Below are 26,994 nucleotides of genomic sequence, written 5' to 3' on the forward strand. Positions count from 1 at the left end.
CGGAGTCGGTGAACGTGATGGCCGACAACCTGACCGACCAGGTCCGCTCCATCGCCCAGGTCGCCACCGCCGTCGCGCGCGGTGACCTCTCCCAGAGGATCATGGTCGAGGCCAAGGGTGAGGTCGCGGCGCTGGCACAGACCATCAACACGATGGTCGACACGCTCTCCGCGTTCGCCGACGAGGTGACGCGCGTGGCGCGCGAGGTCGGCACCGAGGGCATCCTCGGCGGCCAGGCCCGGGTGGCGAACGTGGCCGGCACGTGGAAGGACCTCACCGACAACGTCAACTCGATGGCGAACAACCTGACCGGCCAGGTCCGCTCGATCGCCCAGGTGACCACCGCGGTGGCGCGAGGCGACCTCTCGCAGAAGATCGACGTCGACGCCCGTGGTGAGATCCTTGAGCTGAAGACGACCATCAACACCATGGTCGACACGCTGTCGTCCTTCGCCGCCGAGGTCACCCGCGTGGCCCGTGAGGTCGGCAAGGAGGGGCAGCTGGGCGGCCAGGCCGAGGTGGAGGGCGTCTCGGGCACGTGGAAGCGGCTGACCGAGAACGTCAATGAGCTCGCCGGGAACCTGACTCGCCAGGTGCGGGCCATCGCCGAGGTCACCAGCGCCGTCGCGACCGGAGACCTCACGCGCTCGATCTCCGTCGAGGCCAAGGGCGAGGTGTCGGAGCTCAAGGACAACATCAACGCGATGGTGCAGTCGCTGCGTGAGACCACGCGAGCCAACCAGGAGCAGGACTGGCTCAACACCAACCTCGCGCGGATCTCCGGGTTGCTCCAGGGACACCGCGACATGCGGACCGTCACGCAGCTGATCATGAACGAGCTGACGCCGCTCGTCGGCGCGCAGTACGGCACGTTCTTCCTGATGGACCCAGGCGACAGCGGCTCGAAGCTGCGGCTCATCGCGAGCTACGGCCGCGCCGGCGACGGTTCGACGCCCCTGGAGTTCGACCTCGGTCAGTCGCTCATCGGCCAGGTGGCGAACACGCGAAGACCGCTCCTGGTCGACCAGACCCCGCCCGGCTACGTGCGCATCTCCTCCAGCCTCGGCGAAGCGCCTCCGGTGAACCTCATCGTGCTGCCGATCGTCTTCGAGGACCAGGTGCTCGGCGTCATCGAGCTCGCGTCCTTCAACCGCTTCACCCCGGTACAGCGCGACTTCCTCGAACAGCTGATGGAGTCCATCGGCGTCAACGTCAACACGATCATCGCCAACGGCCGCACGGACGCCCTGCTGGAAGAGTCGCAGCGGCTGGCCGGCGAGCTGCGGGCCCGCTCGGAGGAACTGCAGGCACAGCAGGTGAAGCTGCGCCAGTCCAACGCCGAGCTGGAGGAGAAGGCCGAGCTGCTCGCCCAGCAGAACCGCGACATCGAGGTCAAGAACTTCGAGATCGAGCAGGCGCGGCAGGAGATCGAGGAACGCGCGCAACAGCTCGCGCTCGCCTCGAAGTACAAGTCCGAGTTCCTCGCCAACATGTCGCACGAGCTGCGCACGCCGCTCACCAGCCTGCTCATCCTCGCCGGGGTGCTCGCGCAGAACTCGACGCAGAACCTCACGCCGAAGCAGGTCGAGTTCGCGAAGGTGATCGAGTCCGCGGGCACCGACCTGCTGCAGCTGATCAACGACATCCTCGACCTCTCGAAGGTCGAGGCCGGGAAGATGGACATCCATCCCGAGCTCGTGCCGCTGCCGCAGCTGCTGACCTACGTGCAGACGACCTTCCGTCCGCTCACCGCCGACAAGGGGCTGGCGTTCGACGTCATCGTCGACCCCGGCGTACCGGAGCAGCTCTACACGGACGAGCAGCGCCTGCGCCAGGTTCTGCGCAACCTGCTGTCCAACGCGGTCAAGTTCACCGAGCGGGGTCGCGTCGAGCTGCGAGTGCGGCTGGAGAACGCCGAGTCGAACGGGCACGAGCCGACCGTCGCCTTCTCGGTGATCGACACCGGCATCGGCATCGCACAGGAGAACCTGAGCACGATCTTCAGCGCGTTCCAGCAGGCCGACGGCACCACCAGCAGGCGCTACGGCGGCACGGGGCTCGGCCTTTCCATCAGCCGTCAGGTCGCGAATCTGCTCGGCGGAGAGCTGAGAGCGGAAAGCCAGCTGGGCAAGGGCAGCACGTTCACGTTGCACCTGCCCGTCACACCGAGGTTCGAGCTCGCGGCCGAGCCGAGGACGCGACTGGATGTCGAGCCGGCCTCCGGTGTGCTCGTGCTGGAGGCCGACGAGGACCGGCTGCTGACGCTGCTCGTGCGTGGGTTCGCGGCCGACCTGCCCGGCTACGGCGACGCCCTGCGCATCGACTCGGTGACGACGCCCGACGAGGCCGTCGAGGCGCTGGCAAACCGGTCGTACCAGTTCGTGGTGCTCGACGCGAGCCTGCCCGGCGCGGCGGCGCTGACGTTCCTGCAGCGGCTCGGCGAGGGCGCCGAGCCGGCGACCGTGCCCGTGCTGGCGCATCCGACGCGCAAGCTCAGCCCAGCGCAGACCCGGCTGCTCGAGGCCAGGGCAAGCCACCAGCAAGTGGAGCTGCTGTCCTCGATGGACGATCTGCGCGAGCGGTTCACCATGCTGCTCTCACCGGGCGCCACCCCGGAGGCGGCCGCGACGGCGACGGTGGCAGAGGTGGCAGGGGCGGAGGCGGAGCCCGTCGCCAACGGCGGCCTCCCGGGCCTGCGCGGACGCAAGGTGCTGCTCATCGACGACGACGCCCGCAACGTGCTCGCGATCGCGGAGATGCTGAAGCTGTACGGGATTTCGGTGAGTCACGCGCCGAACGGGCGCAAGGGGATCGAGGCGCTGCGGCAGAGCCCCGACGTCGACCTCATCCTGATGGATGTGATGATGCCGGAGATGGACGGCTACGCCACCACGGCGGCGATCCGCAAGATGTCGAGCTTCGCGACCCTGCCGATCATCATGGTCACGGCCAAGGCGATGGCGGGCGACCGGGAGAAGAGCCTCGCGTCGGGCGCGAGCGACTACGTGACCAAGCCCGTCGACCCCGACGAACTGCTGGCGTGCATCAGCCGCTGGCTAGCGGACTGATCGCGCCGGTTGCCACGGCTGCAGTGAAGGCCACCCTGCCTGCGTTGAACGCAGTGATGGTGGCCTTCACTGCATGTCCGTGAGCTGTTGCGCCACCGTCTGTGGCGACGGCATCGCCGCGATCTCCCGCTGAACCTCGGCAGCGGCTTCCGCGAGGGCGGGATCGGTGACGAGCGTCGTGAGCAGCGCCGAGGTGACGTCCTTCGCCGACGAGGCGAGGCCCGCTCCCCGCTCGGCGACGAGCCGTGCGTGCCGCGCCCGGTCGCCGGCACCGGGCTCGATGAGCTGCGGCACGCCTGCGGCGAGTGCCGCGAGCAGGGTGCCCGCGCCGCCGTGGTGCACGATCGCGGAGCACGTCGGCAGGATCTCGGGGATCGGCACCCAGCCGGTGACGCGCACGTTGGGCGGCAACGGTCTGCGGGCGAGCCGCTCCGGCGGGCGCACCAGGACGAACTCGGCGTCGACGTGTGCGGCCACCCTGGCGACGGCCGCCATCGTCCTCGCCCCTCCCGGACCGGCGACCGTGCTGCGGCTGACCAGGATCCTCGGCGCGTCCGGGCGGCGCCGAAGCTCCTCTGGCACCGGACCCTCCCCGCTGAAGGGCACCGGGCGCAGCGGCAGCTCCGCGGCCGACGTTCCCCCAAGGCCACCTTCGGTGCGTTCAGCGCAACGAAGGTGGCCTTGGGGGCGGTCGGCGGGCCCCTGTTCCGGCTCGGCGAAAACGGGAGCAAAGCTCCCTTGCTCCCCGAAGACGGCGAGGCTTGGTGGGGCGGTGCGCAGGACGGCCATGGGCGGGGGCGGCGAGTGGCCCATTCGCGACACCGTCGCCGCCGTCAGGTCGGCGCCGTCATAGAGGGACGTGTCGTGCACGACCGAGGGCACCCCCTGCCGGGCGGCCGCGAGCGCGCCGGCGGCGGCGAGCGGCTCGTGCACCACGAGGTCCGGTTTCCAGTTCCCCGCCAGCGACAGGACCTCGCCCGCCATGTGCTCGCCGACGGCGGCGAAGAGGCGCGAGACGAACTCTAGCCCGCCCTCGCCCGCCGTCTCGGCCATGGCCAGCCGGGGGCGCGTGAGGGCAATCCGCAGCGCCGAGCGCCCGAACCGGACGGACGAGCCCACCTCGGCGACGTCGATGCCGGCGTCACGCACCGCCAGTGCCGGACCGCCGGTTGCCACCAGCACGTCGTGCCCGGCCGCGCGCAGCGCACGCGCCAGCGGTACCAGGGGGAAGGCGTGACCGAGCAGGGGCGCGGACACCAGCAGCACTCGCATGCCCGCAAGGGTACTACGGATGTAGTGAGAAGACTACGGCTGTAGTATCAGCGGTCGGGAATGACGATGCCGTACTCGTGGATCTTGCGGTAGATCGTGGCGCGCGAGATGCCGAGCAGCTTCGCGGCACGCGCCTTGTTGCCGTCGGCGTCCTCCAGGCCGCGCACGATCGCGTCACGTTCCACCGTCTCGAACCGGTTCAGCGGCCGTCGCGTGATCGTGTGGTACTCGGCGGGCAGGTCGCTCGGCTGGATGGACCCCGTGCGGCGGCGCTTCGCCACCTGCTTGAGCACGCGGTACAGCTGCGCGGTGTTGCCCGGCCAGTCCGCGCGCATCAGCAGGTGCAGCGCGGCGGGCGAGCACGTCAGGTGCCCGCCGTGGGCGAGCCTGCTCAGCAGCAGCGGCACCAGCTCGCTGAGGTCCTCGGCGTGGCGGCGCAGCGGCGGGACGGTGACGGTCCTCGGGAACAGCCGCAGCAGCCCGGCCAGCTCCGGCCTCGACTCCGACTCGGGATCCAGGGTGATCGTCACCCACGGGGCTCCTGCGCCGTCGCGTGTGCGGACCTCGCCGAGCACGGTCGCGAGCGTGTCCAGGTCGGCCGCGGCGAGCCGGTCGGCGTGGCGGATCACCAGCGTGTCCACGGGGTCGTCCAGCAGCTCCCTGCGCACGTCCTCCTCCCACCCCGGCCCGGCGTGGGCCGCGTCGAGCGTGTGCAGCCTGCCGGTGGGGTTGCGCCGCAGGTGTACTCCCCGCGCGAGCGTCGTCCTGCCGGTGCCCGGCTCGCCGGCGAGCGCGAGCCAGTCGCCCCGCCCGCATCCGGCGTCGATGTCGTTGGCGCAGCGCAGCCACAGCGGCGCCGAGCCGACCACGCCGGGCAGGAACATCGGCGGCATCGGCAACTGCACGCCCGCGCGCTCGTCGTCGGCGTCGAGCAGCTTCGCCGACAGCACGCCGCCCGCGGTGTCGTCCTCGCGATGCCCCTGCACCCGCCGGCAGTACAGCTTCACCTTGCCACCACTGGACAGCGACACCGTCGCCGTGGCCCTGCGCGCCTGCGCGAGTTCCTGCGCCGCGCGCCCCAGCAGTACCGACTGGTCGGCCGGGCCGAGCAGCTGCCGGGCGCTGTCGTTCATCATCACCACGTCGTCGTTGAACGCCAGCACGACGCCCGTGGTCCGCCTGCACGTCTGCAGGTACGCCTGGAACAGCACCAGCTCCCGCAGGTTGCTGTGGGTCAGCAGCGCCTGCCGGATCTGCTCGGCCGTCGTGCGCGCGAGCGCCACCAGCAGCCCGCCGGCGTCCTTGCGCCAGCACGTGAGGTCCACGGCGCCGATCGTCCTGCCGGAGATCGGGTGCTGGATCGGCACGCCCGCGCACGCCAGGTTCTCCAGGTTCTCGGCGTAGTGCTCATGGCCGAACACGTGCGTGGGCCTGCCGTCCTCCAGTGCCGTGCCGATCCCGTTGGTCCCGACGAACCGCTCGCCGTAGCTGAACCCGGGGACGAGCTCAACGCTCTCCAGGTGCCGGCGCAGGTCGCTGTCGCCGGTGCGCTGCGTCAGCACGACGCCGGTCTGGTCGGTGAGGATCAGGCTGATCGGCTGCCCCTCCAGCTGGTCGCCGAGCCGCTCCAGCACCGGGGCGGCCGCCCGGATCAGCGGCGTGTCGAGGTCCTGGGCGGCGACGTAGGGCACATCGATGTGGTCGGCGGGCACCCGGAACTCCTTCGAGCGCCACCACGACGCGAGGATCGCCTCCCGCACCTGATCGGCCTCGAAGGCCTCCGAGGTGAGGAACTTGACCCGCGTGCGGGCCAGCCGCTCGTCGTCGGGCCGGACCGGGACACGGGGCGAGGGCGCGATGTTCACCACGGTGACCTCCTCCGCCACACCGTTGTGCCGCGCGTTCCAGCGTAGGGGAGCGGCCCTTGAACCGGTGTCTCAAATTGAGACACGCCACCGCCCCGGAATGGGGTTTCCATGAGAGGTCAGGCACCCGCACGGAGGTGTTGCGCCATGACGGAGCCCGCGCCGTCGAGCGAGCCGTACAACCCGTGGACGCTGATGAACGTCGTGTTCCAGCCGGCCGCCGAACCCGGCCGAGTCCGGCAGGGGCAGGTCCACCCACCACGGCCCGCACGATCATGTTCGCCAATCGCGAGGGACACCGCCGAGTACCTCGACTCGACCTCAAACCGCTCAGCTAGGAGTGTGAAATGTACACAAAGGACGGTGAGAAGTACTTCGTCGTCGACGGGCACACGCACTTCTGGGACGCGAGCCCGGAGAACTGGGTGCCCGGCCAGGAGGAGTACGCGAAGGGCTGGATCGAGTGCTTCCACGCCTACCAGGGGCTCGGGCCGGCCGACACGCACTGGCCGATCGACCGGTTCCGGAAGTACTCGGAGGAACTGATGATGCACGACCTCTTCGAGGTCGGGTACGTGGACGTCGCGATCTTCCAGCCGACGAACCTGCGGCAGTGGTACATCAACGGCTTCAACACCACCGAGGCCGACGGCGCCATCGCCGAGAAGCATCCCGGCAAGTTCCTCGTCAACACCTACTTCGACCCGCGCGAGGGCGACGCGGGGATGAAGGCCTTCGAAGAACGCGTCAAGCGCTACGACTGCAAGGGCGTCAAGCTCTACACCGCCGAGTGGCGCGGTGACTCGCGGGGCTGGAGCCTCAAGGACCCGGAGGCCGCGAAGTACCTCGAGAAGTGCGAAGAGCTGGGCGTGAAGAACATCCACGTCCACAAGGGGCCGACCATCTGGCCGCTGGACAAGGACGCCTTCGACGTCTCCGACATCGACTACGTGGTGACCAACTTCCAGGGGCTCAACTTCATCGTCGAGCACGTCGGCCTGCCGAGGATCGAGGACTTCTGCTTCATGGCCACCCAGGAGCGCAACGTCTACGCCGGCCTCGCGGTCGTCGTCGGAGGGCTCATGCACGCGCGCCCGAAGTTCTTCGCGAAGGTCATGGGCGAGCTGATGTTCTGGCTCGGCGAGGACAAACTGATCTTCGGCGCCGACTACGCCATCTGGGAGCCCAGGTGGCAGGTCGAGGGCTTCGTCGACTGGCAGCTGCCGAAGGACGAGGAGCTGTCGGACTTCGCGCCACTCACCGTGACGCAGAAGAAGAAGATCCTCGGCCTGAACGCGGCACGGCTCTACGACATCGAGGTGCCCGCCGACCTGCGGGTCGATGAGGCGCCGGCGGTGGAGCCGGTCGGCGTGCCGGGACCATGACCGCTGTCGAATGCGCGGGGGCCAGTGCCGGCCGGACCGCCGCCGTCACCTCGGCGGTCTGGTCGGCGCTCGGTACCGTGCGCGATCCCGAACTGGACGAGCCGCTCACCGACCTCGGCTTCGTCTCCCGCGCCGACGTGAGCCCGGCGGGCAGAGCCGTGGTGCGGCTACGGCTGCCCACGTACTTCTGCGCGCCGAACTTCGCCTTCCTCATGGTGGCCGACGCCTACGACGCGGTGTCGGCCGTCGCCGGGGTGACCGAGACCGACGTCGCGCTCGACGACCACTTCGCCGCGGCCGCCATCAACCGCGGCGTCGCTGCGCGAGCGGGGTTCGTCGCCTCCTTCGAGGGCGAGGCGGTGGACGAGCTCGACGGCCTGCGCACCGACTTCGTACGCAAAGCCGTGCTCGCTGGCACCGACCGGGTCTGCCGGGCGCTGCTCGCGAACGGCGTCGAACGAGAGCGGCTGACCGAGCTCAGCCTCGGCGACGCCCCCGAGGGCACCGACCGCGAGCGGCTGCGGGCGCGGAGGCGGGAGCTGGGCCTGCCGTCTGGTGACGGCGACCCGTTGCTCGTCGACCCGGTCACCGGCGCGGCGGTGCGGCCGGAGCAGCTGTCGCGCCACCTGGGACTGGCCCGGCTCACCCGCACCAGCCAGGAGGCCAACTCCGGCGTCTGCCGGGGCATGTTGCACTCGCGCTATCCCCATATCGACAAACAGGAGGGCACGGGATGAAGGCCGTCCGGTTGCACGCGTACCACGAGCAGCCCGTCGTCGAGGAGGTGCCGGAGCCAGGCGTCTCGGGGCCGTTCGACGTCGTGGTGAGGATCGGCGGGGCCGGGGTGTGCCGCACCGATCTGCACATCATCGAGGAGCAGTGGGCCGACAAGTCCGGCGTGACCCTGCCCTACACGATCGGGCACGAGAACGCGGGCTGGGTGCACGAGGTGGGCTCTGCGGTGTCCAATGTGGCCGTCGGTGACACTGTGATCCTGCATCCGACACCGACGTGCGGACTGTGCCACGCCTGCCGGGCCGGCGACGACATGCACTGCGTCGACAGCACGTTCCCCGGCATCGACACCGACGGCGGCATGGCCGAGTACCTGCTCACCTCCGCCCGTGCGTGCATCAAGCTCGACCCGGCGACGAAACCGGAGGACGTCGCCGCGCTCGCCGACGCGGGCATCACCGCCTACCACGCGGTGCGCAAGGCCGTGCCGCTGCTCTACCCGGGGACGGTCTGCGTGGTCAACGGAGCGGGCGGGCTCGGCCACATCGGCATCCAGTCGCTGAAGGCGATGACCGCGGCGACCGTGGTGGTGGTCGATCGCAACGCCGAGGCACTGGACCTGGCGACCACGCTCGGCGCGGACCACACCGTGCTGGCCGACGGCAAGCAGGTGGCGGCGGTGCTCGACCTCACCGGGGGCAACGGCGCCGAGGTGGTGCTCGACTTCGTCGCCGAGCAGGGCGCGCAGCAGGACGCGTTCGCCATGACCCGCAGGGCTGGCTCGCACTTCGTGATCGGCTACGGCAGCAACATCGACATCCCCACCATCGACATCATCTCCACCGAGCGCAACGTGGTGGGCAACCTCGTGGGGACCTACAACGACCTCGTGGAGCTGATGGTGCTCGCCCAGGCGGGCAAGGTCACCCTGCACACCAAGAAGTATCCGCTCGACGACGCACTCGACGCGCTGGCCGATCTCGACGCGGGCCGCGTCCGGGGCCGCGCGATCCTCACCCCCTGACGATCTCCGCGAGAGACCCGATGGTCAAGGACCTGCGCCACGGTCCGGAAGTTCGTGAGGTACGGCTGTCCGGTGTGGACAAGCTGGCCGACACGGTGAGGTCGCCGCCGGGTCCAGGGGCGCAACATGATCATCGAGAAGATCACCGGCTCGCCCGTGGTCACCAACGACGGTGTCACGATCGCCAGGGATACTGGTCAAGCGCGGCATCTGTCGCGCGGTGGGCAGGCTGGTGGAGCACCTGGAGACGGCGAGCCAGCCGGTGGCCTTGGGGGCCGGTCGGCAGGGGGCGTTGGCGTGAGCGTGTGAGCAGGTGCGTCCGCCGCGTTGTCGCCGCAGTGCTCGTGGGCACCGTGGCGGCGTGCGCGCCCCGGCCGCCAGCCGTTCCCGGCCGGGACCCGGTCCGACCTCTGCCGGGTGCGCTAGTGGTCGACGGTGATGACCACCTTGCCGAACAGCTCCGGTGAGGCCAGCCGCTCGTACGCGTCCTCGATCTCCTCGAGGGAGAACACGGAGTCGATCAGGGGGCGCCGTGGGAACTCCGAGAGGTGCGGGCGGAGCGCGTCGATCAGGTTCGCAAGCTCCGGGAGCCGTCTGCCGCGGAAGGTCGTTCCGATCAGGCTGAGCCGATGGCGTGCGAGGATTTCCAGATCGAGCAGGGCGGTGCCGCCGCCGAGCCTGCCGATCTGCACAACGCCCCCACCGGGTCGCACGAGCGGAATCACCGCGGTCAGCGTGGCACCGCCCACGTGGTCGAGCACCACGTCGAACCCGGTGCCGGTGTACTCCGCACGAAGCGGCGGCCCTACGAGGACGTCGTCCGCGCCAGCCGCCAGAACCGACGCGGCACGTTCCCTGCGCCTGGTCGTGCCGACCACTCTGCCCGCGCCAAGGTACGAGGCCAACCCCACCGCGACGAGCCCGACGGCGCTGGTCGCGCCCGTGACGAGCACGGTCTCACCCGGGCGGAACCCGCCTACGTGCATGAGTGCGTCGTACTCGGTGAGCAGAGCACTCGGCGCGGCAGCGGCCTCGGTCCAGGACCAACCTGCGGGGCGTCGCAGCAGCAGGCGGTGATCTACGGTGACGAACTCCGCGCAGGTGCCCCCGGCCTGCCCCAGTACAGCGTCACCTGCCGACCATTCCCCGGTGGATTCCACGACCTCACCGGAGAACTCGAAACCCACGCGGTCGGTCGCCACCGACCACCCGGCATCGTCGGGAACGTAGGTGTCGTCGCGCATCAGCACATCGGCTCGGTTCAGCCCGGCGGCGCGGACCCGCACGAGAACCTCTTCCGGAGCTGGGACGGGCCTTGGCATCCGCACGACCGTCCACCGTGGTCCTGTAACCGTCCGTACCGCACGCATGTGCTCAGTCGATCACACCGCCGACACGACGTCACGGACCAGCGGTACGCCGGGGCGGTACGCGAGGTGCAGGTAGGAGGGCGCGTCGAGTACCGCGAGGTCGGCCCTGTGCCCCGGCGCGAGCACCCCGACGTCGGTGCGCCGCAGCGCGGCGGCCCCGCCCGCCGTCGCCGACCACAGTGCCTCCGCGGGCGTGAACCCCATGTCCCGCACGGCGAGCGCGATGCAGAACGGCATGCTGGAGGTGTACGAGGTGCCAGGGTTGCAGTCCGTGGCGAGCGCGACGGTGACCCCGGCGTCGAGCAGGCGCCGCGCGTCCGGCCACGGTGAGCGCGTGGAGAACTCCACACCAGGCAGCAGCGTGGCCACCGTGGTGCCCGCCGCGAGCGCGTCGACGTCGGCGTCGGTGGTGTACGTGCAGTGGTCCACCGACGCCGCGCCCAGCTCCACCGCGAGCCGGATGCCGGGCCCCGGCCCGAGCTGCCCCGCGTGCAGGCGGGGGACCAGCCCGGCGGCGATGCCCGCCTCGAGCACGGTCCGCGCCTCGTCGACGTCGAACGCGCCCCGGTCGCAGAACACGTCCACCCACCGCGCGAGCGGTGCGCACGCCCGCAGCATCGGGCCCGCGACAAGCTCGACGTACTCCTCGCGGCGGTCCCGGTACTCCGGCGGCACCACGTGTGCGCCGAGGAACGTCGTCTCGGGCGTCAGCTTCGCGGCCACGGCGAGCGAGCGCGCCTCGTGCTCCACAGAGAGCCCGTAGCCGCTCTTGCACTCGAATGTGGTGATGCCACCCCGCCGCATCTCCCCGGCGAGCCGCGCGAGCCCGTGGGCCAGCGTCGCGTCGTCGGCTTCCCGGGTCGCCACCACCGTGGTGGCGATCCCGCCGGCCGCGTAGGGCTTCCCGCTCATGCGCGCGGCGAACTCCTCCGCGCGGTCGCCGGCGAACACGAGATGCGCGTGGCTGTCGACGAAACCGGGGATCACGGCGGAGCCGTCGAGGTTCCGGTGCTCGTCGGCGGCGGGCGCGCCGCGCCGCTCACCAACCCACGCGACCATGCCGTCGTCCACCACGAGCGCCGCGTCGCTGACGACGCCGAGCGCGCTGCCGTCGCCCTGTGCGGGGTCGTTCGTCACCAGCTCGCCGATGCCGTCGTAGAGCACGGTCGTCATCGCAGCACCTCCCGGATCACCGCGTCCAGCTCGGCGGCGGTGTCCTCGATCGTCACGTGCCGGCGTCCGGCCACCACGACCCGCCCGTCCACCACCACGTGGGTGACGTCGCACGCCGACGCGGCGAAGACGGCGTTCTCGACGGTGGCTCCGCCGCCCGCCGTGCGCACCGAGCCCAGGTCCACGGCGACGAAGTCGGCCCGCTGCCCGGCCCGCAGCTGCCCGGCGTCGGTCCAGCCCAGGCAGCGGTGACCGTCCACTGTGGCCGAGCGGAGCAGCCGTGCGGCGGTGATGGTGCCGCGCCGATGACCGGCGAGCCGCTCGTTCAGCTCGACGGCCCTGGCCTCCTCGAACAGGTCGATCACGGCGTGGCTGTCGGAGCCGAGGGCGAACGGCCCGTTCCCGTCCAGCAGTGCGGGCGCCGGGCCGATGCCGTCACCGAGATCGCGTTCAGTGGTGGGGCAGAAGCACACCCCGGTCGCCGTGCGGGTCAGGTCGAGTACGTCGGCGCCGGTCAGATGGGTGGCGTGCACCGCGGTGGTCCTCGGTCCCAGCACGCCGGCGTCGCGCAGCAGCGCGGTGGGCGTCCGGTCGTGCACCGCGAGGCACTGCTGCACCTCGGTGATCTGCTCGGAACAGTGGACGTGCAGCGGCGCGCGACGCAACTCCGCCCACTCCGCGACCGTGCCAAGGTGCTCGAACGGCACGGCGCGCACCGAGTGCACGGCCGCCCCGATCAGCACCCCGGCGCGCTCCTTGGCCTTCCGGTGCAGGTCCTCGGCCCGCTCGGCCCACCGTTGCCCGTCGCCGTCGCCGAATCTCTGCTGCGTCCCCGTTGCCAGCGGCGTCCCGTCCACCGACGCGCTGAGGTAGCACGTGTCGAGCAGGGTCAGCCGTACACCCGCCTCGGCGGCGGCCTCGGCGAGTGCGAGGCCCATCGCGTTCGGCTCCGCGTAGGGCCGCCCGCCGCGGTCGTGATGCAGGTAGTGGAACTCGCCGACCGCCGTGATCCCGGCGAGCGCCATCTCGGCGTATACGGCCCTCGCGAGCCGGTGGTACAGCTCGGGATCGAGCCGGTCGGCCGCCCGGTACATGAGCTCCCGCCACGTCCAGAACGAGCCGCGTTCGCGCTGCGTGCGCGAGCGCAGCGCGCGGTGGAAGGCGTGCGAGTGCGCGTTGGCCAGGCCCGGCAGAACGAGTCCGGGCAGGCGCCGTGCCGATGGCGGTGAGGTCACTCCGACGCGGACGCTCCCGATCCGCCCGTTTGCCACGGAGAAGTGCACCCCGGCCTCGACGCGGTCCCCGCCGAGCCAGGCGTGCTCGCACCACCAGTCCGCGGCGCTCATGCCGTGACCCAGTCGGCGAGCACGTCGGCGAGGGCCCGCGCGCCGCGTTCGCAGTCGGCCTCCTCGGCGTGTTCGGCGGGGGAGTGCGACACCCCGGTGCGGTTGCGCACGAACAGCATCGCCGTGGGCACGAGCGCCGAGAGCACGCCCGCGTCGTGCCCGGCGGCGGTCGGCAGCTCCGGCACGTCGCCGAGCACCCGGCGCAGCCGCTGTCGCGGTCCGGGCGGGAACTCGACGAGGGGGCTGCGTGACTCGGCGGCGATGTCCACAAAGGTGCCGTCGTACCCGGCGTGTACCTTGGCCTCGGTCGTGATGTCCTCGAGGAGCGAGGCCAGCACCTCCTCGCTCGGAGCCCGCGCGTCGAGCCAGGCGTACACGTCGGAGGCGATCGCGTTGGTGCCATTGGGTTCCACGCGCACCCTGCCGAACGTCGCGACCGCGCCGTGCCGTTCGGCACCGGCTCGTGCGACGAGCACCGACGACGCGAACGCGAGCATCGGATCCCTCCGGTCGGCCATGCGGGTGGTGCCCGCGTGGTTGGCCTCGCCGGTGAAGGAGAACCGCCAGCGCCCGTGCGGCCAGATCGCCGAGCCGATCGCGAGCGGCTGCCCCAGTGGCCCGAGCGCGCGGCCCTGCTCGACGTGCAGTTCCACGAACACGCCGACACGCTCGCGTAGCCGCGGGTCGGGACCGAGCGCGGCGGGGTCCCTTCCGGCGCGGGTCAGCGCCTCGGCGAGGGTGTGGCCGTCGTTGTCGCGCAGCGCGAGGGCCCGCTCCGGCGCGAGCGTTCCGGCGGAGAGCCGCGAGCCCGCGCACGCCACCCCGAAGCGGGCGCCCTCCTCGTCGGAGAACGCGACGACGGCGACGGGCACGGACGGCACCACGCCGCGCTCTCTCGCGAGGTCGACGGCCGCGAAGCCCGACACCACGCCGAGCGGGCCGTCGAACGCGCCCCCGTCGGGCACCGAGTCCAGATGCGACCCGGTGACGAACGCGCCGCGCGGATCGCCTGACCAGCCCGGCGGCAGCCACCACGCCCACAGGTTGCCGTTGCGGTCCTCCTCGGTGTCCATCCCGCGCCGCCGCGCGCAGTCGGTGAACCACTCGCGCAGCGTCAGGTCCACGTCGGTCCACGCGTAGCGGCGGTAGCCTCCGGTCCTCGGATGCCTGCCGACGTCGAGCAGCGTCGGCCACAGCGCGGCGAAGGGGCTCACCCTTCCTCCCGCATGGGGATGCGCACGCCGCGCTCGGCGGCGACGGCGGCGGCGTGCTCGTACCCGGCGTCGGCGTGCCGCAGCACCCCGAGGCCGGGGTCGTTGGTCAGCACGCGTTCGAGCTTGCGGGCGGCCTCGGGAGTCCCGTCGGCGACGCACACCTGGCCGGCGTGGATCGAACGCCCCATGCCTACGCCGCCGCCGTGGTGGATCGACACCCACGACGCCCCGGACGCGGTGTTGACCAGTGCGTTGAGCAGCGGCCAGTCGGCGACCGCGTCGGAGCCGTCGAGCATCGCCTCGGTCTCGCGGTACGGCGAGGCGACGGAGCCGGAGTCGAGGTGGTCGCGGCCGATCACGATCGGCGCCGAGAGCTTGCCGGAGGCGACCATCTCGTTGAACCGGAGCCCGGCGAGGTGCCGTTCGCCGTAGCCGAGCCAGCAGATGCGGGCGGGCAGTCCCTGGAAGGCGACCTTCTCCCCGGCCATCGTGAGCCAGCGTCGCAGGTGTGTGTTGTCAGGGAACAGCTCCAGCACCGCGCGGTCGGTGGCGGCGATGTCGGCGGGATCGCCGGAGAGCGCCACCCAGCGGAACGGGCCGAGGCCCTCCTCGAACTGCGGCCGGATGTAGGCGGGCACGAAGCCGGGGAAGTCGAACGCCCGCGCGCAGCCGCCCTTGCGCGCCTCGTCGCGGATCGAGTTGCCGTAGTCGAAAACCTCGGCGCCGCGGTCGAGGAAGCCCACCATCGCCTCGACGTGCGCGGCCATCGACGCCCGCGCCTCCTCGGTGAAGTGCGCGGGATCCTTCTCCGAGGCGCGGTGCAGGTCCTCGAACGCCATGCCGCGCGGCAGGTACGCGAGCGGGTCGTGCGCGGAGGTCTGGTCGGTCACCACGTCGATCGGCGCGTCGCGGGCGAGCAGCTCGGGGAACACGTCGGCGGCGTTGCCGAGCACGCCGATCGACAGCGGTCGCCGCGCGTCGCGGGCCTCGATCGCCAGCCGTAGCGCGTCGTCGAGGTCGGCCGCGCGGGTGTCCAGGTAGCGGTGGGCGATGCGCCGTTCGATGCGGCTCGGGTCGCATTCGACGCAGATCGCGACACCCTCGTTCATCGTGATCGCCAGCGGCTGGGCGCCTCCCATACCGCCCAGCCCGGCGGTGAGCGTGATCGTGCCGGCCAGTGTGCCGCCGAACCGCTTGCGGGCCACGGCGCCGAATGTCTCGAACGTGCCCTGGAGGATGCCCTGCGTTCCGATGTAGATCCACGAGCCCGCCGTCATCTGGCCGTACATCATCAACCCGGCCGCGTCGAGGCGGCGGAACTCCTCCCACGTCGCCCAGTCGCCGACGAGGTTCGAGTTCGCGAGCAGCACGCGAGGTGCCCACTCGTGGGTGCGCAGCACGCCGACGGGTTTGCCGCTCTGCACCAGCAGCGTCTCGTCGGCCTCGAGCGTGCGCAGGGTGCGCACGATCGCGTCGAAGGCGGCCCAGCTGCGGGCGGCGCGGCCGGTGCCGCCGTAGACGACGAGGTCGTCGGGATGCTCGGCGACCTCGGGATCGAGGTTGTTCATCAGCATCCGCAGCGCCGCCTCCTGCGGCCAGCCCTTGCAGGAGAGGGTGCTGCCGCGAGATGCGCGCACGGGGCGTGGGCCAGGGTTGGAAGCCATGTGACCCAGTAGGCCGCACGGCCCCGGACCGCCTCCAGCACGCGCACCCAGATTGAGTCTCGGATCCGAGACGGTGCGACCGTCCCCCAAGGCCACCTTTGTTGCGTTGAACGCAACAAAGGTGGCCTTGGGGGCAGGTGGGTCAGTCCACGTCGCCTGCGGGGATGGCCGGCACGGTCGCCGAGATGGCGGTGCCGGCACCCGGTTCCGACTCGATCACCAGCCTGCCCGCGAGGCGGCGCACCCGTTGCCGCATTCCGGCGAGCCCGAAGCCCCCGTTCGTGGCACCGTTGACGCGCTTGGTGTTCGGCTCGAAGCCCACCCCGTCGTCCCGCACGTCGAGGGTCACCACGTCCGCCATGTACGACAGCGTCAGGCCCACGCGGTTCGCCCTCGCGTGCTTGGCCACGTTGGTGAGCGCCTCCTGCGCGGTCCGCAGCAGCGTCACCTCGACATCGGCGTGCAGCGGCCGGGCGTCGCCCGTGGTGGTCAGCACCGCGTCGATGTGGTTCACCTCCGCCCAGCGCTTCGCCACGTCGCCGATCGCGTCCGGGAGTCTCGCCTCGGCGAGCATCGCGGGCTCCACCGCGTGCACCGTTCGCCTGGCCTCGGTGAGGCTCTCGCGGGCCAGGTCCATCGCGTTCGTGACGTGCCTGCGCGGCGTCGGCGCCTCGTTCAGGCCCTGCTCGGCGGCTTGGAGCTGCGCCAGGATGCCGGCCAGCCCCTGGGCGAGCGTGTCGTGGATCTCGCGGGCCATCCGCTGCCGCTCGTCCAGCATCCCGGCCTCGCGGGCCTGGGCCAGCAGCTGGGCGTGCAGGCCGGCGTTCTCCTCCAGTGCGGCCTCGAGCTTGACGTTGGCCTCGTGCAGCTCGACGAGTGCCCGCTTCTGCCGGTGGTTGCGCTGGTCGGTCAGCTCGGCGAAGTAGAACAACGTCCCGGCGATCAGGACGCTGACCAGGCTGATCGCCAGCCACTCCAGGGTCGCGTCGACGGTGACGGTGTCCACTCCGCCCATGTACGCCACCGCCGAGACCATGGCCGTCGCGGCGACGCCGACGTAACGCCAGCGCCCCTTCAGGTAGACGAACGCCTGGGGGTAGCCGGCGAACGCGAAGAACGCGAACCACGGCGTGTTCCACACGAGCACGGCGGCCAGCGCCGTCAGCCCCGCGTAGTACACGCCCATCAGCGGGCCGTTGTCGTGCCATTCCGGGTGGAGCGTGTGGAACCAGAGCAGCCAGAGTGTGGTCGCGACCGTGAGGCCGACGATCGTCGGGACGTGCACCGGCACGCCCCACGTCGGCTGCAACAACGTGACGAGGGTGCTGACCGCGAGGAGGAAGTACGGCAGCACCTGGAAGACCGCGGCCTCCCCGCGCTCCCAGCGGTCGAACTCCTCCCGCAGCTCGGCCTCGATGCTGTTCGCCATATGAGCAGGATGCCATCCGGGCCGGCCGCGTGGGATCGACCGCGCGGCCGGTCCGGCACGGAGTGCGGTGGGCCCGCCGCTCAACCGATCGGTGGATGCCCGGCGGCGCTCGGGACTGAGGTACCCGCTGACCGCGTCCGGTGTGGACGGTGTCGGCGGTGTGGGTGCGTCACCGGCGCCTCCGGTTGCGGGGGAACCGTGCGGCCGGTGACGCACCGGCAGGCCGCGACGCAGGGAGCGGGAGCGCGCCGCGACTTCCGGACCGTTCGCTGGAGACCCCACCCCTCGGCCCGCCGAGGCCCGGTGTCAGACCTCGTGCCAGGAAAGTCGCAGCCGGCACCCCGGCGTTACACCTGTTCACGGTCACGCGGTGTCCGGGCTGGCGCGTACCGGTGCGCGAGCGTGCCCGGGCGGCCCGCGATGTCACAGGATCGGGCCACTGTCTCGTCATACGAGGTGCAGGTGATTCTCGATCAAGGAGTAGCCGATGGACCTCGCGCTGTGGATCGCCGCTGGACTGCTGGGCGCCGTAGCCCTGGCCGGTGGCATCAGCAAGACCTTCGTGCCCAAGGAAAAACTGTCCACCCTCCGCGGCGCGGCATGGACCAAGGCCGCCAGCGCCGGGTTCATCAAGACCCTCGGCGTGCTCGAACTTCTGGCCGCGGTGGGCCTGATCCTGCCAGCGGTGGTCGGCATCGCGCCGATTCTGGTGCCGGTGACCGCCGTCTGCTGGATCGCGCTGATGGTGGGCGCGATGATCACCCACCGCCGCCTCGGCGAGTCCGAGCTCGTGCTGCTGAACCTGGCCTATCTCGCGCTCGCGGCGTTCATCGCGTGGGGCCGCTTCGGTCCGGAGTCCTTCACCGGCTGAGTCGGCGGGATGGCGACCACCGACGACGGCTCCGTTTCCGGTCGCTCCGGCTATCGGCTCCCGGCGAGGGCCTTCTCGTCGCGCTCGTCCCCGGCCTTCTCGGCGGTGAGGGCCGAGCCCTCCACGTCGAGGACCGGAAGCCAGCGCAGCCAGCTCGGCAGCCACCACGCGCGGTCGCCCAGCAGGGCGAGCGCCGCGGGCACGATCACCATCCTGACCACGAACGCGTCCACCAGGATCCCCATGGCCAGCGCGAAGGCGATGGATTTGATCGTCGCGTCGCCGGCGGGGACGAAGCCCGCGAACACCGAGAACATGATCAGCGCCGCGGCGACGACCACCGGGGCGGCCTGGCGGAAGCCGCTGGTGATGGCCTCCATGGGCGACCTGCCGTGGTGGTACGCCTCGTGCATGCGGGAGACCAGGAACACCTGGTAGTCCATCGCCAGGCCGAACAGGATGCCGATCACGACGATCGGCGTCAGGCTGATCAGCGGCCCGGCCGAGTCGAGGTTCACCGCGTCGGCCAGCCAGCCCCACTGGAACACCGCGACGGTGGCGCCGAGCGAGGCGCCGATCGTCAGCAGGAAGCCCAGCACACCGATCAGCGGCACGAGCAGCGACCGGAACACCAGCACCAGCAGCACGAGGGCCAGGCCCACGACCACCACCAGGTACACCGGCAGTGCCTCGTCGACGGTGCGCGACACGTCCACGCTCACCGCGGTGGAGCCGGTGACGTAGGTCGTCACGCCGTCCACATCGGACAGCTGTGCCCGCAGGTCGGTGACGAGCTGCTGGGTCTCCGGGCTCGTCGGCCCTGATTTCGGTATCACGTTGAGCAGGGCCGCGGTGTTGTCGGCGTTGGGTGTCGCCGGAGCGACGAGCGCGACGTCGTCAAGGTCGGCGATCTCGCCGGAGAGCCGGGTGGCGGCCTGCGAGGCGTTGTCACCCTCGAACAGCACGATGAGCGGCCCGTTGAAGCCTTCGCCGAAGCCGTCGGCGAGCAGCTGCTCCGCACGGGCCTGGGTGGTGCCGTCGGCGGGGGTCGGCACCAGGGTGGTCTGCATCGAGGCCACCGGGATCGCGACGGCGCCCAGCGCGAGCACCGACACCAGCAGCGACACCACGCGGCCCCGGGTGATCCCGCCGACCCAGCCGCGGTAGAAGCCGCGCTCCGGCGCCTCCGCCCGCTCGGCCGCGGCCGAGCGCTGCTTGCGGGGCAGTGCACGGTGGCCGAGGTAGCTGAGCACCGCGGGGACGAGGGTGATCGCGACGAGCACGGCGACGACGATGGTCGCGGCGGCGGCGATGCCCATCTGCGTCAGGAACGGGATGCCCGCGACGGCGAGGCCTGCCAGCGCGATGACCACCGTGATGCCCGCTGTGACGACGGCCGAGCCCGCGGTGCCCACCGCGACGCCGATGGCGGTGCCGACGTCCGCGCCCCGGCGCAGTTCCTGGCGGTAGCGGTTGATGATGAACAGGGCGTAGTCGATTCCGACGGCGAGCCCCAGCATGGTCGCGAGGATCGGGGTCGTCGAGTTCAGCTCCACGAAGCCGGTCACGATCGTGATGCCCAGTACGCCGATGCCGACGCCGACGGACGCGGTCAGCAGGTTCATCCCGGCCGTGATGAGCGTGCCGTAGGTCAGAGCCAGCACCAGCAGCGCGACGACCACGCCGATGATCTCCGAGGTGCCACCGATCTCCGGGGCCTGCTGGGAGATGTCTCCGCCGACCTCCACCGTCAGGCCGCCGGTCCTGGCGTCGGCCACCGTGGTCGTCAGCGCGTCGCGCTGCTCCTCGGTGAGCTCGCCGGGGCTCACGTCGTAGGTGACGGTGCTGTAGGCGGTGTCCTGGCCTGCGTTGACGGCCGGGGCGTTCGGGTCGAGCGGGTTGGTCGCCGAGGCCACCCCCGGCAACGAGTTGAGCTCGGCCACCAGGTCACCGATCTGGGCCGCGTTGGGCGGAGCGGTGAGCGTCTGCCCCTCGGGCGCCTGCACCACGACGCGGGCCGTGGCGCCACCGCCGGAGCCGAACTCCTGCCCGATCTTCTCCAGGGCCGTGGTGGACTCCTGGCCCGGGATGGAGAACTGGTCGGACGTGTCCCCGGCGAGCGTCGTGGCGCCCAGTGCCGAACCGGCCAGCACCGCGAGCCACACCAGGACCACGACCAGCCTGCGGCGGTGGGCGCCCGTGCCGAGTCGGTACAACAGTCTTGCCATGCGAATCAGGCCTCCACTTGAACGTGGTCGGTTGACGAGAGGCCCGGACTGCGGTGGCCGAGCGTGTCGAGACAGGTCGCGAGGATGTGCCGCCGCCACGTGGTCTTGTCCCCCAGGTGGTTGGCGGCGAGGATGAGCACGACCAGGGCGCCGAGCATGCCGAGCACCCTGGTCACTCGTTCGGGCTCGTCCGTTTCCGGGTCGATGCCGAAGACGGCGAAGGCGAACTCGCCCGCCTCCTCGCCTGGATCGGGCTCCTCGCTGCCGAGCGTGGTGATCGACCGCGATGCCAAGGCCACCAGGCCGGGGCGCTCCAGCGCGAAGTCGATCAGGAGCTCCACCGCCCGCCGGTCGCGCTCGGGGCCCACAGGCAGCTCGATCACGGGGTCGAAGAGCGTCCGGCCCTGCACCTGCCACATGTTCATCGCGGCCTGGTACAGCGCGTCCTTGCTCGGGAAGTGGTGCAGCAGCCCGGCTTTGGACAGCCCGACGGCGTCCGCGAGGGACTGCAGGGACGTGTGCGCGTAGCCCCGCTGCGCGAACAACGCTGCCGCGCGGTCGAGGATCCGTTCGTCCACGTCCTCCCGGAACGTGCGTGCCATGTTCTCGACAGTACCGACGCGACCGACCAGTTTGGTAGGTATACCGACCGAAATGGTCGGTGGCTTTCGTCACGTTCAGTGCTGACCAATCGCTGCCCTCACTCCCCTTTCAGGGGGCAGGGGTCATGGCGATCCGTGACTGCTCGCACTGGGCACGCCGGGCCATGATCGGGACAGGGCGATCACGAGCCCCCGCCGCTCAGGAAAGTCCACAGTAGACTCGAAGTCACGGTCCCACTGAGCCGAGCGCGCCGGGCGACCGGCTGTTGTCGGCGAAGGAGTCCTGCAACACCTCGGCCACGGTGGACACCACGGGGTCGTCGACGGCCGAGTTCGAGTACGCGACGATGATCGACCGGGCCGGGTCGCCGGGCAGGCGGTCCAACCGGATTCCGGCGTCGTCCCCGCTGCCGCCAACGGCCAGCCCCGGCAGGAAGCTGTGTGCGAGACCGGCCCGCACGGCCGCCCGGTGCAGCATCAGATCGTGGGACTCGAACTGCACGTCCGGCTCGAATCCCGCGGTCCGGCACGTCGCCTCGGCCCACCGCCGCGCCGCGGTCCCTTCAGGTTCGAGTGCCCACCGCGCGCGAGGATCGGGCTGCGCCGACCGGTGCTCCGCGGCCGGTGACGCCAGGTAGAGGGGGTCCAGCGTGAGCAGCCGGGTGGTCACCGAACGGGGCTTCGGCAACGGTGAACCCGGATACTCCTCCAGCACCGCGATGTCGACCGCGTGGCGGGACAGTTCCTCGAGCGCGACGCGGGGCTCCAGGTGTGCCACGTCGAGCCGGATGCCGCCGAAGTCCCGTCGTAGCCTCCCGTACACCTGCCGCAGCACGGCCAGTGCGGCCGACTGGAAGATCGCCAGCCTGAGCCGGCCCACCGGCGCCGAGCCCAGCCGCCGCACCTCGCGTTCGGCCGCGTCCAGAGCCTCGATGATCTCGTCCGCCCGCGTGGCCAGCGCCGTGCCCGCCGGAGTCAGCCGCACGCTACGGCCCGCCGTCACGAACAGCGTGCTGCCGACGTCCCGTTCCAGCTGCGCGAGCTGCTGGGAGATCGACGCCGGCGAGTAGTTCATCGCCCGTGCCGCGGCCGCCATGGTGCCGCTCGCCTTGAGCTGGCTCAGCATCCGGAGCCGCCGTACGTCCAGTGCCACCCGGCCTCCCGCCTACTCTTCAGAAATACTGAACAGTTTAGGCCAACACTCTTTGCTTGTCGTTACGAATGGGCGCGGCAACAATCGAGCGATGCAGCGGACCGGACCACCACGCGCACACACGCTGCGCGACGCCGTACAGGCATTGCGTTCCTCCTATGTGGACGCCAACCCCCGCAGCGCCGAGCGGCACGAGCTCGCGCGGCGCTCCATGCCGGGAGGCAACACCCGGACCACCCTGTACTACGAGCCGTTCCCCCTCGTCTTCGAGCGCGCCGAGGGAGCGCACCTGTACTCCCTGGATGGGCGCCGGTACCTCGACCTCCTCGGCGACTACACCGCCGGGCTCTACGGGCACTCGCACCCCGTACTGGTGAAGGCCCTGCACGCCGCACTCGACGAGGGGGTCTCCTTCGGCGGGCACACCGAGCGTGAGGCGCGGTTCGCCGCCGAACTCCGGCGCCGGTTCCCCGCACTGGAACTGGTCCGGTTCACCAACTCCGGAACCGAGGCGAACCTGTTCGCACTGGCCGCGGCACGCGCCCACACCGGCCGCTCCACCGTCCTCGTGTTCCGCGGTGGCTACCACGGCGGTGTCCTCGCCTTTGGGCAGGGCGGGGCGCCGCTCAACGTGCCGCACCGGTTCCTGGTCGGCGACTACAACGACGTCGACGGGGCACGCGAGATCATCGCCGAGGCCGGCGACGATCTCGCGGCCGTGCTCGTGGAGCCGATGCTGGGCAGCGGAGGCACCATCCCGGGCACCCCGGAGTTCCTGCGGACGCTGCGGGAGGAGACCGCACGGGCCGGTGCGCTGCTGATCTTCGACGAGATCATGACCTCCCGGCTCGCGCCGGGCGGGCTCCAGCAGGTACTGGGGATCACCCCGGACCTCACCACGCTGGGCAAGTACCTCGGCGGCGGGATGTCGTTCGGTGCCTTCGGCGGGCGGGCCGGGATCATGCGCGGGTTCGACCCGTCGGCGCCGGGACCGGTGTGGGCGCACGCCGGCACGTTCAACAACAACACCCTGACGATGGCCGCCGGGCTGGCGGGACTCGAACACGTGCTCACCGACACCGCGCTGGACGAGCTCAACGCCCGCGGCGAACGGCTCCGGGGGCGCCTGCGGTCCGTGTTCACCGACGCGGACATCCCGTTCACGGTCACCGGCCGCGGATCGCTCATGACGTTCCACCCGGTCCCTGGGCCGGTCGGTTCCCCAGCCGACCTGACCGGAGCCGACCACGCCGCCAGGGAACTGCTCTTCTTCCACCTGCTGGAGCAGGGCTACTGGATGGCCCGGCGGGCCATGGTGGCGCTGAGCCTCGCGATCAGCGACACCGACTGCGACGGCGTCGTCGCGGCCTTCGAGGAATTCGCCGACCGTTACGGCGCGGCGCTGCGCGACCCGTCGTGACGGGACCAACCACCGAGGAGTACCGCATGGCCATACTGCGAACGGTTCGGGGCGACGTCGACAGCGACGGCCTCGGACACATCCAGCCACACGAGCACGTGCTGTCCCACATCGGGGGAACGACCAGGCAGCAGGGGACCGCGCTGGCCTCGGAAGAGCCGATTCGTCTCGACAACTACTACGAGGTGCGCCGCCACCACAGCGCCTTCGACATGCGCGTCGACGACATCGAGGACGCCGTCCAGGAGCTGGAGCGCTACCGCGAGGCGGGCGGCTCGGTGATCGTCGACGCCACCAGCATCGGACTCGGCCGCGACCCCCGCGGCCTGGTCGAGGTCGCCGAGCGCACCGGTCTGCACGTGATAATGGGAAGCGGGTGGTACCACCGCGACTACCACCCCGAAGACCTTCGCCACCGATCCCGCGACCAGCTCGCCACCCAGATCCGCGACGAGGTCACCACAGGCGTCGGCGACACGGGCGTCCGCGCCGGGCTGATCGGCGAGATCGGTCTGTCCTGGCCGGTCGACCCCGTGGAGGACCGGGTGCTGCGCGCCGCCGTCGACGCGCACCTGGACACCGGGGCCGCGCTGATGATCCACCCTGGACGGGCTCCAGAGGCGCCAGCCGACGCCATGGCACGGGTGCGCGAGGAGACGTCGTCGACGGACCGGGTCGTCATGAGCCACATCGACCGGACCCTGTTCTCCCTCGACGACATGCTCACGCTCGCCGACACCGGCTGCTACCTCGAGTTCGACCTGTTCGGCCAGGAGTCGAGCTACTACCCCTACGCCGACATCGACATGCCGAACGACGCCATGCGGCTGCACCACATCCGCGCGCTGTGCGACCGCGGCCACCGCGACCGCATCCTGCTCTCCCAGGACATCTGCTTCCGTTCCCACCTCCAGCGCTACGGCGGGGAGGGCTACGCACACCTGCTGCGCAACGTCGTCCCGCTGATGCTGCGCCGGGGGTTCGACAAGGACGACGTCACGGCACTGACCGTCGACAACCCACGCCGGATGCTGGAGGTCACGCCGTGATCCGCAACCGTCCGCCGGCCGCGGCGCGCGGCACCCGACGGCCCCTCGCGGGCGCCGCGGTCGGCACGCTGGTCGAGTTCTACGACTTCGCGATCTACGCGCTGGTGGTGCCCGTGATCGCGACCGCGTTCTTTCCTCCTGGCGACGCGAGTGCCGCTCTGCTGGCCAGCCTGGCGACCTACGGCGTCGCCTTCGTCGTCCGCCCGCTCGGCGGCATCGTCTTCGGCCGCCTCGGTGACCGGGTCGGCCGACGGCGGGTGCTGGCCATCGTGCTCACCCTCATCGGCCTCAGCACCGCCGCGATCGGCGTGCTACCGACCTTCGACCAGGTCGGCCTGCTCGCTCCGCTGCTGCTCGTCCTGCTCCGGCTGCTGCAGGGGCTGTCCGCGGGAGGAGAGGTCACCGGCGCCACGTCCTTCGCGCTCGAACACGCCCCGCCCGGCAGACGTGCCTTCTGGATCACCGTCGTCATCGCCATGTCCGCGGTCTCCTCGGTGATCGGTCTGCTGGTGGTCCTCGGGATCAACGCGATGACGACCGATGCCCAGTTCGAATCGTGGGGCTGGCGGATCCCGTTCCTCATCGCCCTGCCCCTTAGCCTGGTCGGGCTGTACATCCGGATGCGGACCGAGGAGAGCCCCGAGTTCGAGCGGGTGGCGCGCGACCGCGAGCTGAGTGACACCCCGCTGCGCGACGCGGTTCGCGACCATCGCGCCGCGGTCTGGTACTCGTTCGTCCTTTCGGCCACCAGCGCGCTCGCCTTCTACTACCTGGTGGGCTACTTCCCGACGTTCCTTCAGCTCACCGCGGGGCTCAGCCGGGTCGACGCGCTCACCGCCAACGGTCTCGCGCTCGTCGTGTTCATCGTCGCGATCTGCGCCGCGGGAACCGTGGGCGACCGGATCGGACGGCGAACGATGATCAGAATCGGTGCCGCACTCCTGGCTCTGGCGGCCGTGCCCGCCTTCCTGCTCGCCTCGTCCGGGTCGATCGGCGGCGCCATCGCCGGGCAGGTCCTCGTCGCGCTGTCGCTCGGCGTGTTCGGCGGGGGCAGCTACACGGCACTGCTCGAGGTGTTCCCGACCCGCACCCGGCTCTCCGGTGCCTCGCTCGGCTACAACCTCGGCTACGCCGTGCTCGGCGGCACCGCGCCACTGCTGGCCGCGGCGCTCGTCAGCGCCACCGGAATGGTCACGGCGCCCGGTTTCTATCTCGCCGCCGTCGCCCTGCTGGGGATCGTCGGCGTGTGGCGGATTCCCGAGACGCTGGCCCGTGCCGAGCGGCACGTCGTCAGCACACCAGCTGCCGGGCGAACCACCGCGTGAGGATGTCGTCCACCGCTTTGGCGGTGGGCAGCTGGGGAGCCGGTTCCAGGCCCGGCTCCTCGGCCAGCGGGTGCGCCAGGTCCGGCACCGAGACCAGCTCGACCTCCTCCGGCCGCGCGTACCGCTCGCGCAGGGCGCCGACCAGGTCGGAGGCGTCCGCGCGCAGGTCGGGGTGGTCCAGCTCCCCGGAGACGAGCAGCAGCGGCGGTTGTCCCTCGAGATCTCCGGCGCGGGCCACGAAGTCGAGCTCGTCGGCGGTTCGGTGGGCTTCCTCGGTCCACCGGTACGCGTGCCCGGCGATGCCGTCGACGAGCCCGACGGCGGACCGCACCCGCACAGCGGGGTTGACCAGCGCGGCCGCCCGGACCGGGATCCGCTGGGTGGTCAGCACCCGCAGGGCTACGGCACCGCCGAGCGAGGCGCCGAGCACGCCCACCGGCCCGTCGTCCACCGGAAGCTGCTCGCGCAGCGCGGCCAGCGCGGCCGGGAACTCGTCGGCGGCCTGCCGGGTGAACGGCGCCAGGAAGGACAGCAACGCGTCCTCGCGGGCCAGCTCGAGCACGGCGTCGACGCGACCGTCGACCATCCGCGCACCGCACATCGGCATGCCAAGGTGGACCCGCCAGGCGGGCACCCCGGACATCGGCAGCGCGGCCGCGAACGCCGCGTCCGTGCGCGGCGCGTCCAGCATGTGCCACGTCACGAGCAACGGCGCGGGCCCGTCGGTGGCTCCCTCCGGTGGGAGCGCCGTGAACGGTACTCCCGCCGCCGTTCCGTTGATCGTCTCCATGTCGCCTCCTC

General features: G+C 71.2%; 20 protein-coding genes and 1 pseudogene. 9 read left to right on the top strand and 12 right to left on the bottom strand.

Annotated features, from left to right (window positions below; all coding sequences use genetic code 11):
• The coding region (locus DI005_RS02420) for a response regulator (RefSeq protein WP_199542453.1) at positions 1-3,068 on the top strand (3,068 nt) is incomplete at its 5' end.
• 66 nt (positions 3,069-3,134) lie between these two features.
• Here DI005_RS02420 and DI005_RS02425 read toward each other — a convergent pair.
• Together DI005_RS02425 and DI005_RS02430 are read right to left on the bottom strand one after the other, a co-directional pair.
• A complete protein-coding gene (locus DI005_RS02425; protein ID WP_113641124.1) occupies positions 3,135-4,340 on the bottom strand; it encodes a nucleotide disphospho-sugar-binding domain-containing protein in 1,206 nt (401 codons plus the stop codon).
• 47 nt (positions 4,341-4,387) lie between these two features.
• Positions 4,388-6,208, bottom strand: coding sequence for a sigma-54-dependent Fis family transcriptional regulator (locus tag DI005_RS02430; protein WP_233519963.1), 1,821 nt, complete (start codon positions 6,206-6,208; stop codon positions 4,388-4,390).
• 344 nt (positions 6,209-6,552) lie between these two features.
• Between DI005_RS02430 and DI005_RS02435 the strand changes: the two genes are divergently transcribed.
• The 4 genes and pseudogenes from DI005_RS02435 to DI005_RS39635 all read left to right on the top strand — a co-directional run.
• Entirely contained in the window at positions 6,553-7,590 is a 1,038-nt protein-coding gene (locus tag DI005_RS02435) for an amidohydrolase family protein (protein WP_113641125.1), read from the top strand.
• On the top strand, positions 7,587-8,327 hold the full coding sequence (locus DI005_RS02440; protein WP_112273087.1) for a metal-sulfur cluster assembly factor: 741 nt from the start codon (positions 7,587-7,589) through the stop codon (positions 8,325-8,327). Before DI005_RS02435 ends, DI005_RS02440 begins: the two co-directional genes overlap by 4 nt.
• Positions 8,324-9,349 (top strand): NAD(P)-dependent alcohol dehydrogenase, encoded by a 1,026-nt coding sequence (locus tag DI005_RS02445; RefSeq protein ID WP_112273085.1) that lies wholly within the window; start codon positions 8,324-8,326, stop codon positions 9,347-9,349. The genes DI005_RS02440 and DI005_RS02445 overlap by 4 nt, the downstream gene beginning before the upstream one ends.
• A 20-nt stretch (positions 9,350-9,369) precedes the next feature.
• A pseudogene (locus tag DI005_RS39635) lies at positions 9,370-9,541 on the top strand (molecular chaperone GroEL); the annotation flags it as partial.
• Positions 9,542-9,771: 230 nt separating this feature from the next.
• Here DI005_RS39635 and DI005_RS02455 read toward each other — a convergent pair.
• The 6 genes from DI005_RS02455 to DI005_RS02480 all read right to left on the bottom strand — a co-directional run bounded on the left by DI005_RS02455 (position 9,772) and on the right by DI005_RS02480 (position 17,545).
• On the bottom strand, positions 9,772-10,671 hold the full coding sequence (locus DI005_RS02455; RefSeq protein ID WP_158559771.1) for a zinc-binding dehydrogenase: 900 nt from the start codon (positions 10,669-10,671) through the stop codon (positions 9,772-9,774).
• Positions 10,672-10,731: 60 nt separating this feature from the next.
• Positions 10,732-11,892 (bottom strand): imidazolonepropionase, encoded by a 1,161-nt coding sequence (gene hutI, locus DI005_RS02460; RefSeq protein WP_113641127.1) that lies wholly within the window; start codon positions 11,890-11,892, stop codon positions 10,732-10,734.
• Positions 11,889-13,238, bottom strand: coding sequence for a formimidoylglutamate deiminase (locus DI005_RS02465; RefSeq protein WP_113641128.1), 1,350 nt, complete (start codon positions 13,236-13,238; stop codon positions 11,889-11,891). Before DI005_RS02465 ends, hutI begins: the two co-directional genes overlap by 4 nt.
• Positions 13,235-14,452 (bottom strand): allantoate amidohydrolase, encoded by a 1,218-nt coding sequence (locus DI005_RS02470; RefSeq protein WP_113641129.1) that lies wholly within the window; start codon positions 14,450-14,452, stop codon positions 13,235-13,237. The genes DI005_RS02465 and DI005_RS02470 overlap by 4 nt, the downstream gene beginning before the upstream one ends.
• On the bottom strand, positions 14,449-16,116 hold the full coding sequence (gene hutU / locus DI005_RS02475; RefSeq protein WP_113641130.1) for a urocanate hydratase: 1,668 nt from the start codon (positions 16,114-16,116) through the stop codon (positions 14,449-14,451). The genes DI005_RS02470 and hutU overlap by 4 nt, the downstream gene beginning before the upstream one ends.
• 142 nt (positions 16,117-16,258) lie before the next feature.
• Positions 16,259-17,545: a sensor histidine kinase gene (locus DI005_RS02480; protein WP_112273073.1), complete on the bottom strand. Its 1,287-nt coding sequence runs from the start codon at positions 17,543-17,545 to the stop codon at positions 16,259-16,261.
• Between the two features lie 487 nt (positions 17,546-18,032).
• Between DI005_RS02480 and DI005_RS02485 the strand changes: the two genes are divergently transcribed.
• Positions 18,033-18,416 carry a DoxX family protein gene (locus DI005_RS02485; protein WP_112273071.1) on the top strand — a complete coding sequence of 128 codons (384 nt, stop codon included), beginning with the start codon at positions 18,033-18,035 and terminating at the stop codon, positions 18,414-18,416.
• Between the two features lie 50 nt (positions 18,417-18,466).
• Here the strand turns inward: DI005_RS02485 and DI005_RS02490 are convergent, their stop codons facing one another.
• From DI005_RS02490 to DI005_RS02500, 3 genes are all read right to left on the bottom strand, one after another.
• Positions 18,467-20,644, bottom strand: coding sequence for an MMPL family transporter (locus DI005_RS02490; protein ID WP_113641131.1), 2,178 nt, complete (start codon positions 20,642-20,644; stop codon positions 18,467-18,469).
• A gap of 5 nt (positions 20,645-20,649) precedes the next feature.
• On the bottom strand, positions 20,650-21,246 hold the full coding sequence (locus DI005_RS02495) for a TetR/AcrR family transcriptional regulator (protein ID WP_112273067.1): 597 nt from the start codon (positions 21,244-21,246) through the stop codon (positions 20,650-20,652).
• A 226-nt stretch (positions 21,247-21,472) separates the two neighbouring features.
• Positions 21,473-22,399, bottom strand: a complete 927-nt coding sequence (locus DI005_RS02500; protein ID WP_113641132.1) for a LysR family transcriptional regulator — start codon at positions 22,397-22,399, stop codon at positions 21,473-21,475.
• A gap of 91 nt (positions 22,400-22,490) precedes the next feature.
• Here DI005_RS02500 and DI005_RS02505 point away from each other — a divergent pair, with 91 nt between their 5' ends.
• From DI005_RS02505 to DI005_RS02515, 3 genes are read left to right on the top strand one after another with little or no spacing between them, the layout of a single operon-like run.
• Positions 22,491-23,819 carry an aspartate aminotransferase family protein gene (locus DI005_RS02505; RefSeq protein ID WP_113641133.1) on the top strand — a complete coding sequence of 443 codons (1,329 nt, stop codon included), beginning with the start codon at positions 22,491-22,493 and terminating at the stop codon, positions 23,817-23,819.
• A 26-nt stretch (positions 23,820-23,845) separates the two neighbouring features.
• A complete protein-coding gene (locus tag DI005_RS02510; RefSeq protein ID WP_112273061.1) occupies positions 23,846-24,868 on the top strand; it encodes a phosphotriesterase in 1,023 nt (340 codons plus the stop codon).
• Positions 24,865-26,193 (top strand): MFS transporter, encoded by a 1,329-nt coding sequence (locus tag DI005_RS02515; RefSeq protein WP_199542455.1) that lies wholly within the window; start codon positions 24,865-24,867, stop codon positions 26,191-26,193. The genes DI005_RS02510 and DI005_RS02515 overlap by 4 nt, the downstream gene beginning before the upstream one ends.
• Here DI005_RS02515 and DI005_RS02520 read toward each other — a convergent pair.
• Complete coding sequence (locus DI005_RS02520) at positions 26,159-26,983, bottom strand: prolyl oligopeptidase family serine peptidase (protein ID WP_112273059.1); 825 nt, start codon at positions 26,981-26,983, stop codon at positions 26,159-26,161. The two genes, DI005_RS02515 and DI005_RS02520, sit on opposite strands and share 35 nt — an antisense overlap.
• Positions 26,984-26,994 lie beyond the last annotated feature (11 nt).

The organism is Prauserella sp. PE36 (assembly GCF_003311655.1).
Classification (GTDB): Bacteria; Actinomycetota; Actinomycetes; order Mycobacteriales; family Pseudonocardiaceae; genus Prauserella_A; species Prauserella_A endophytica.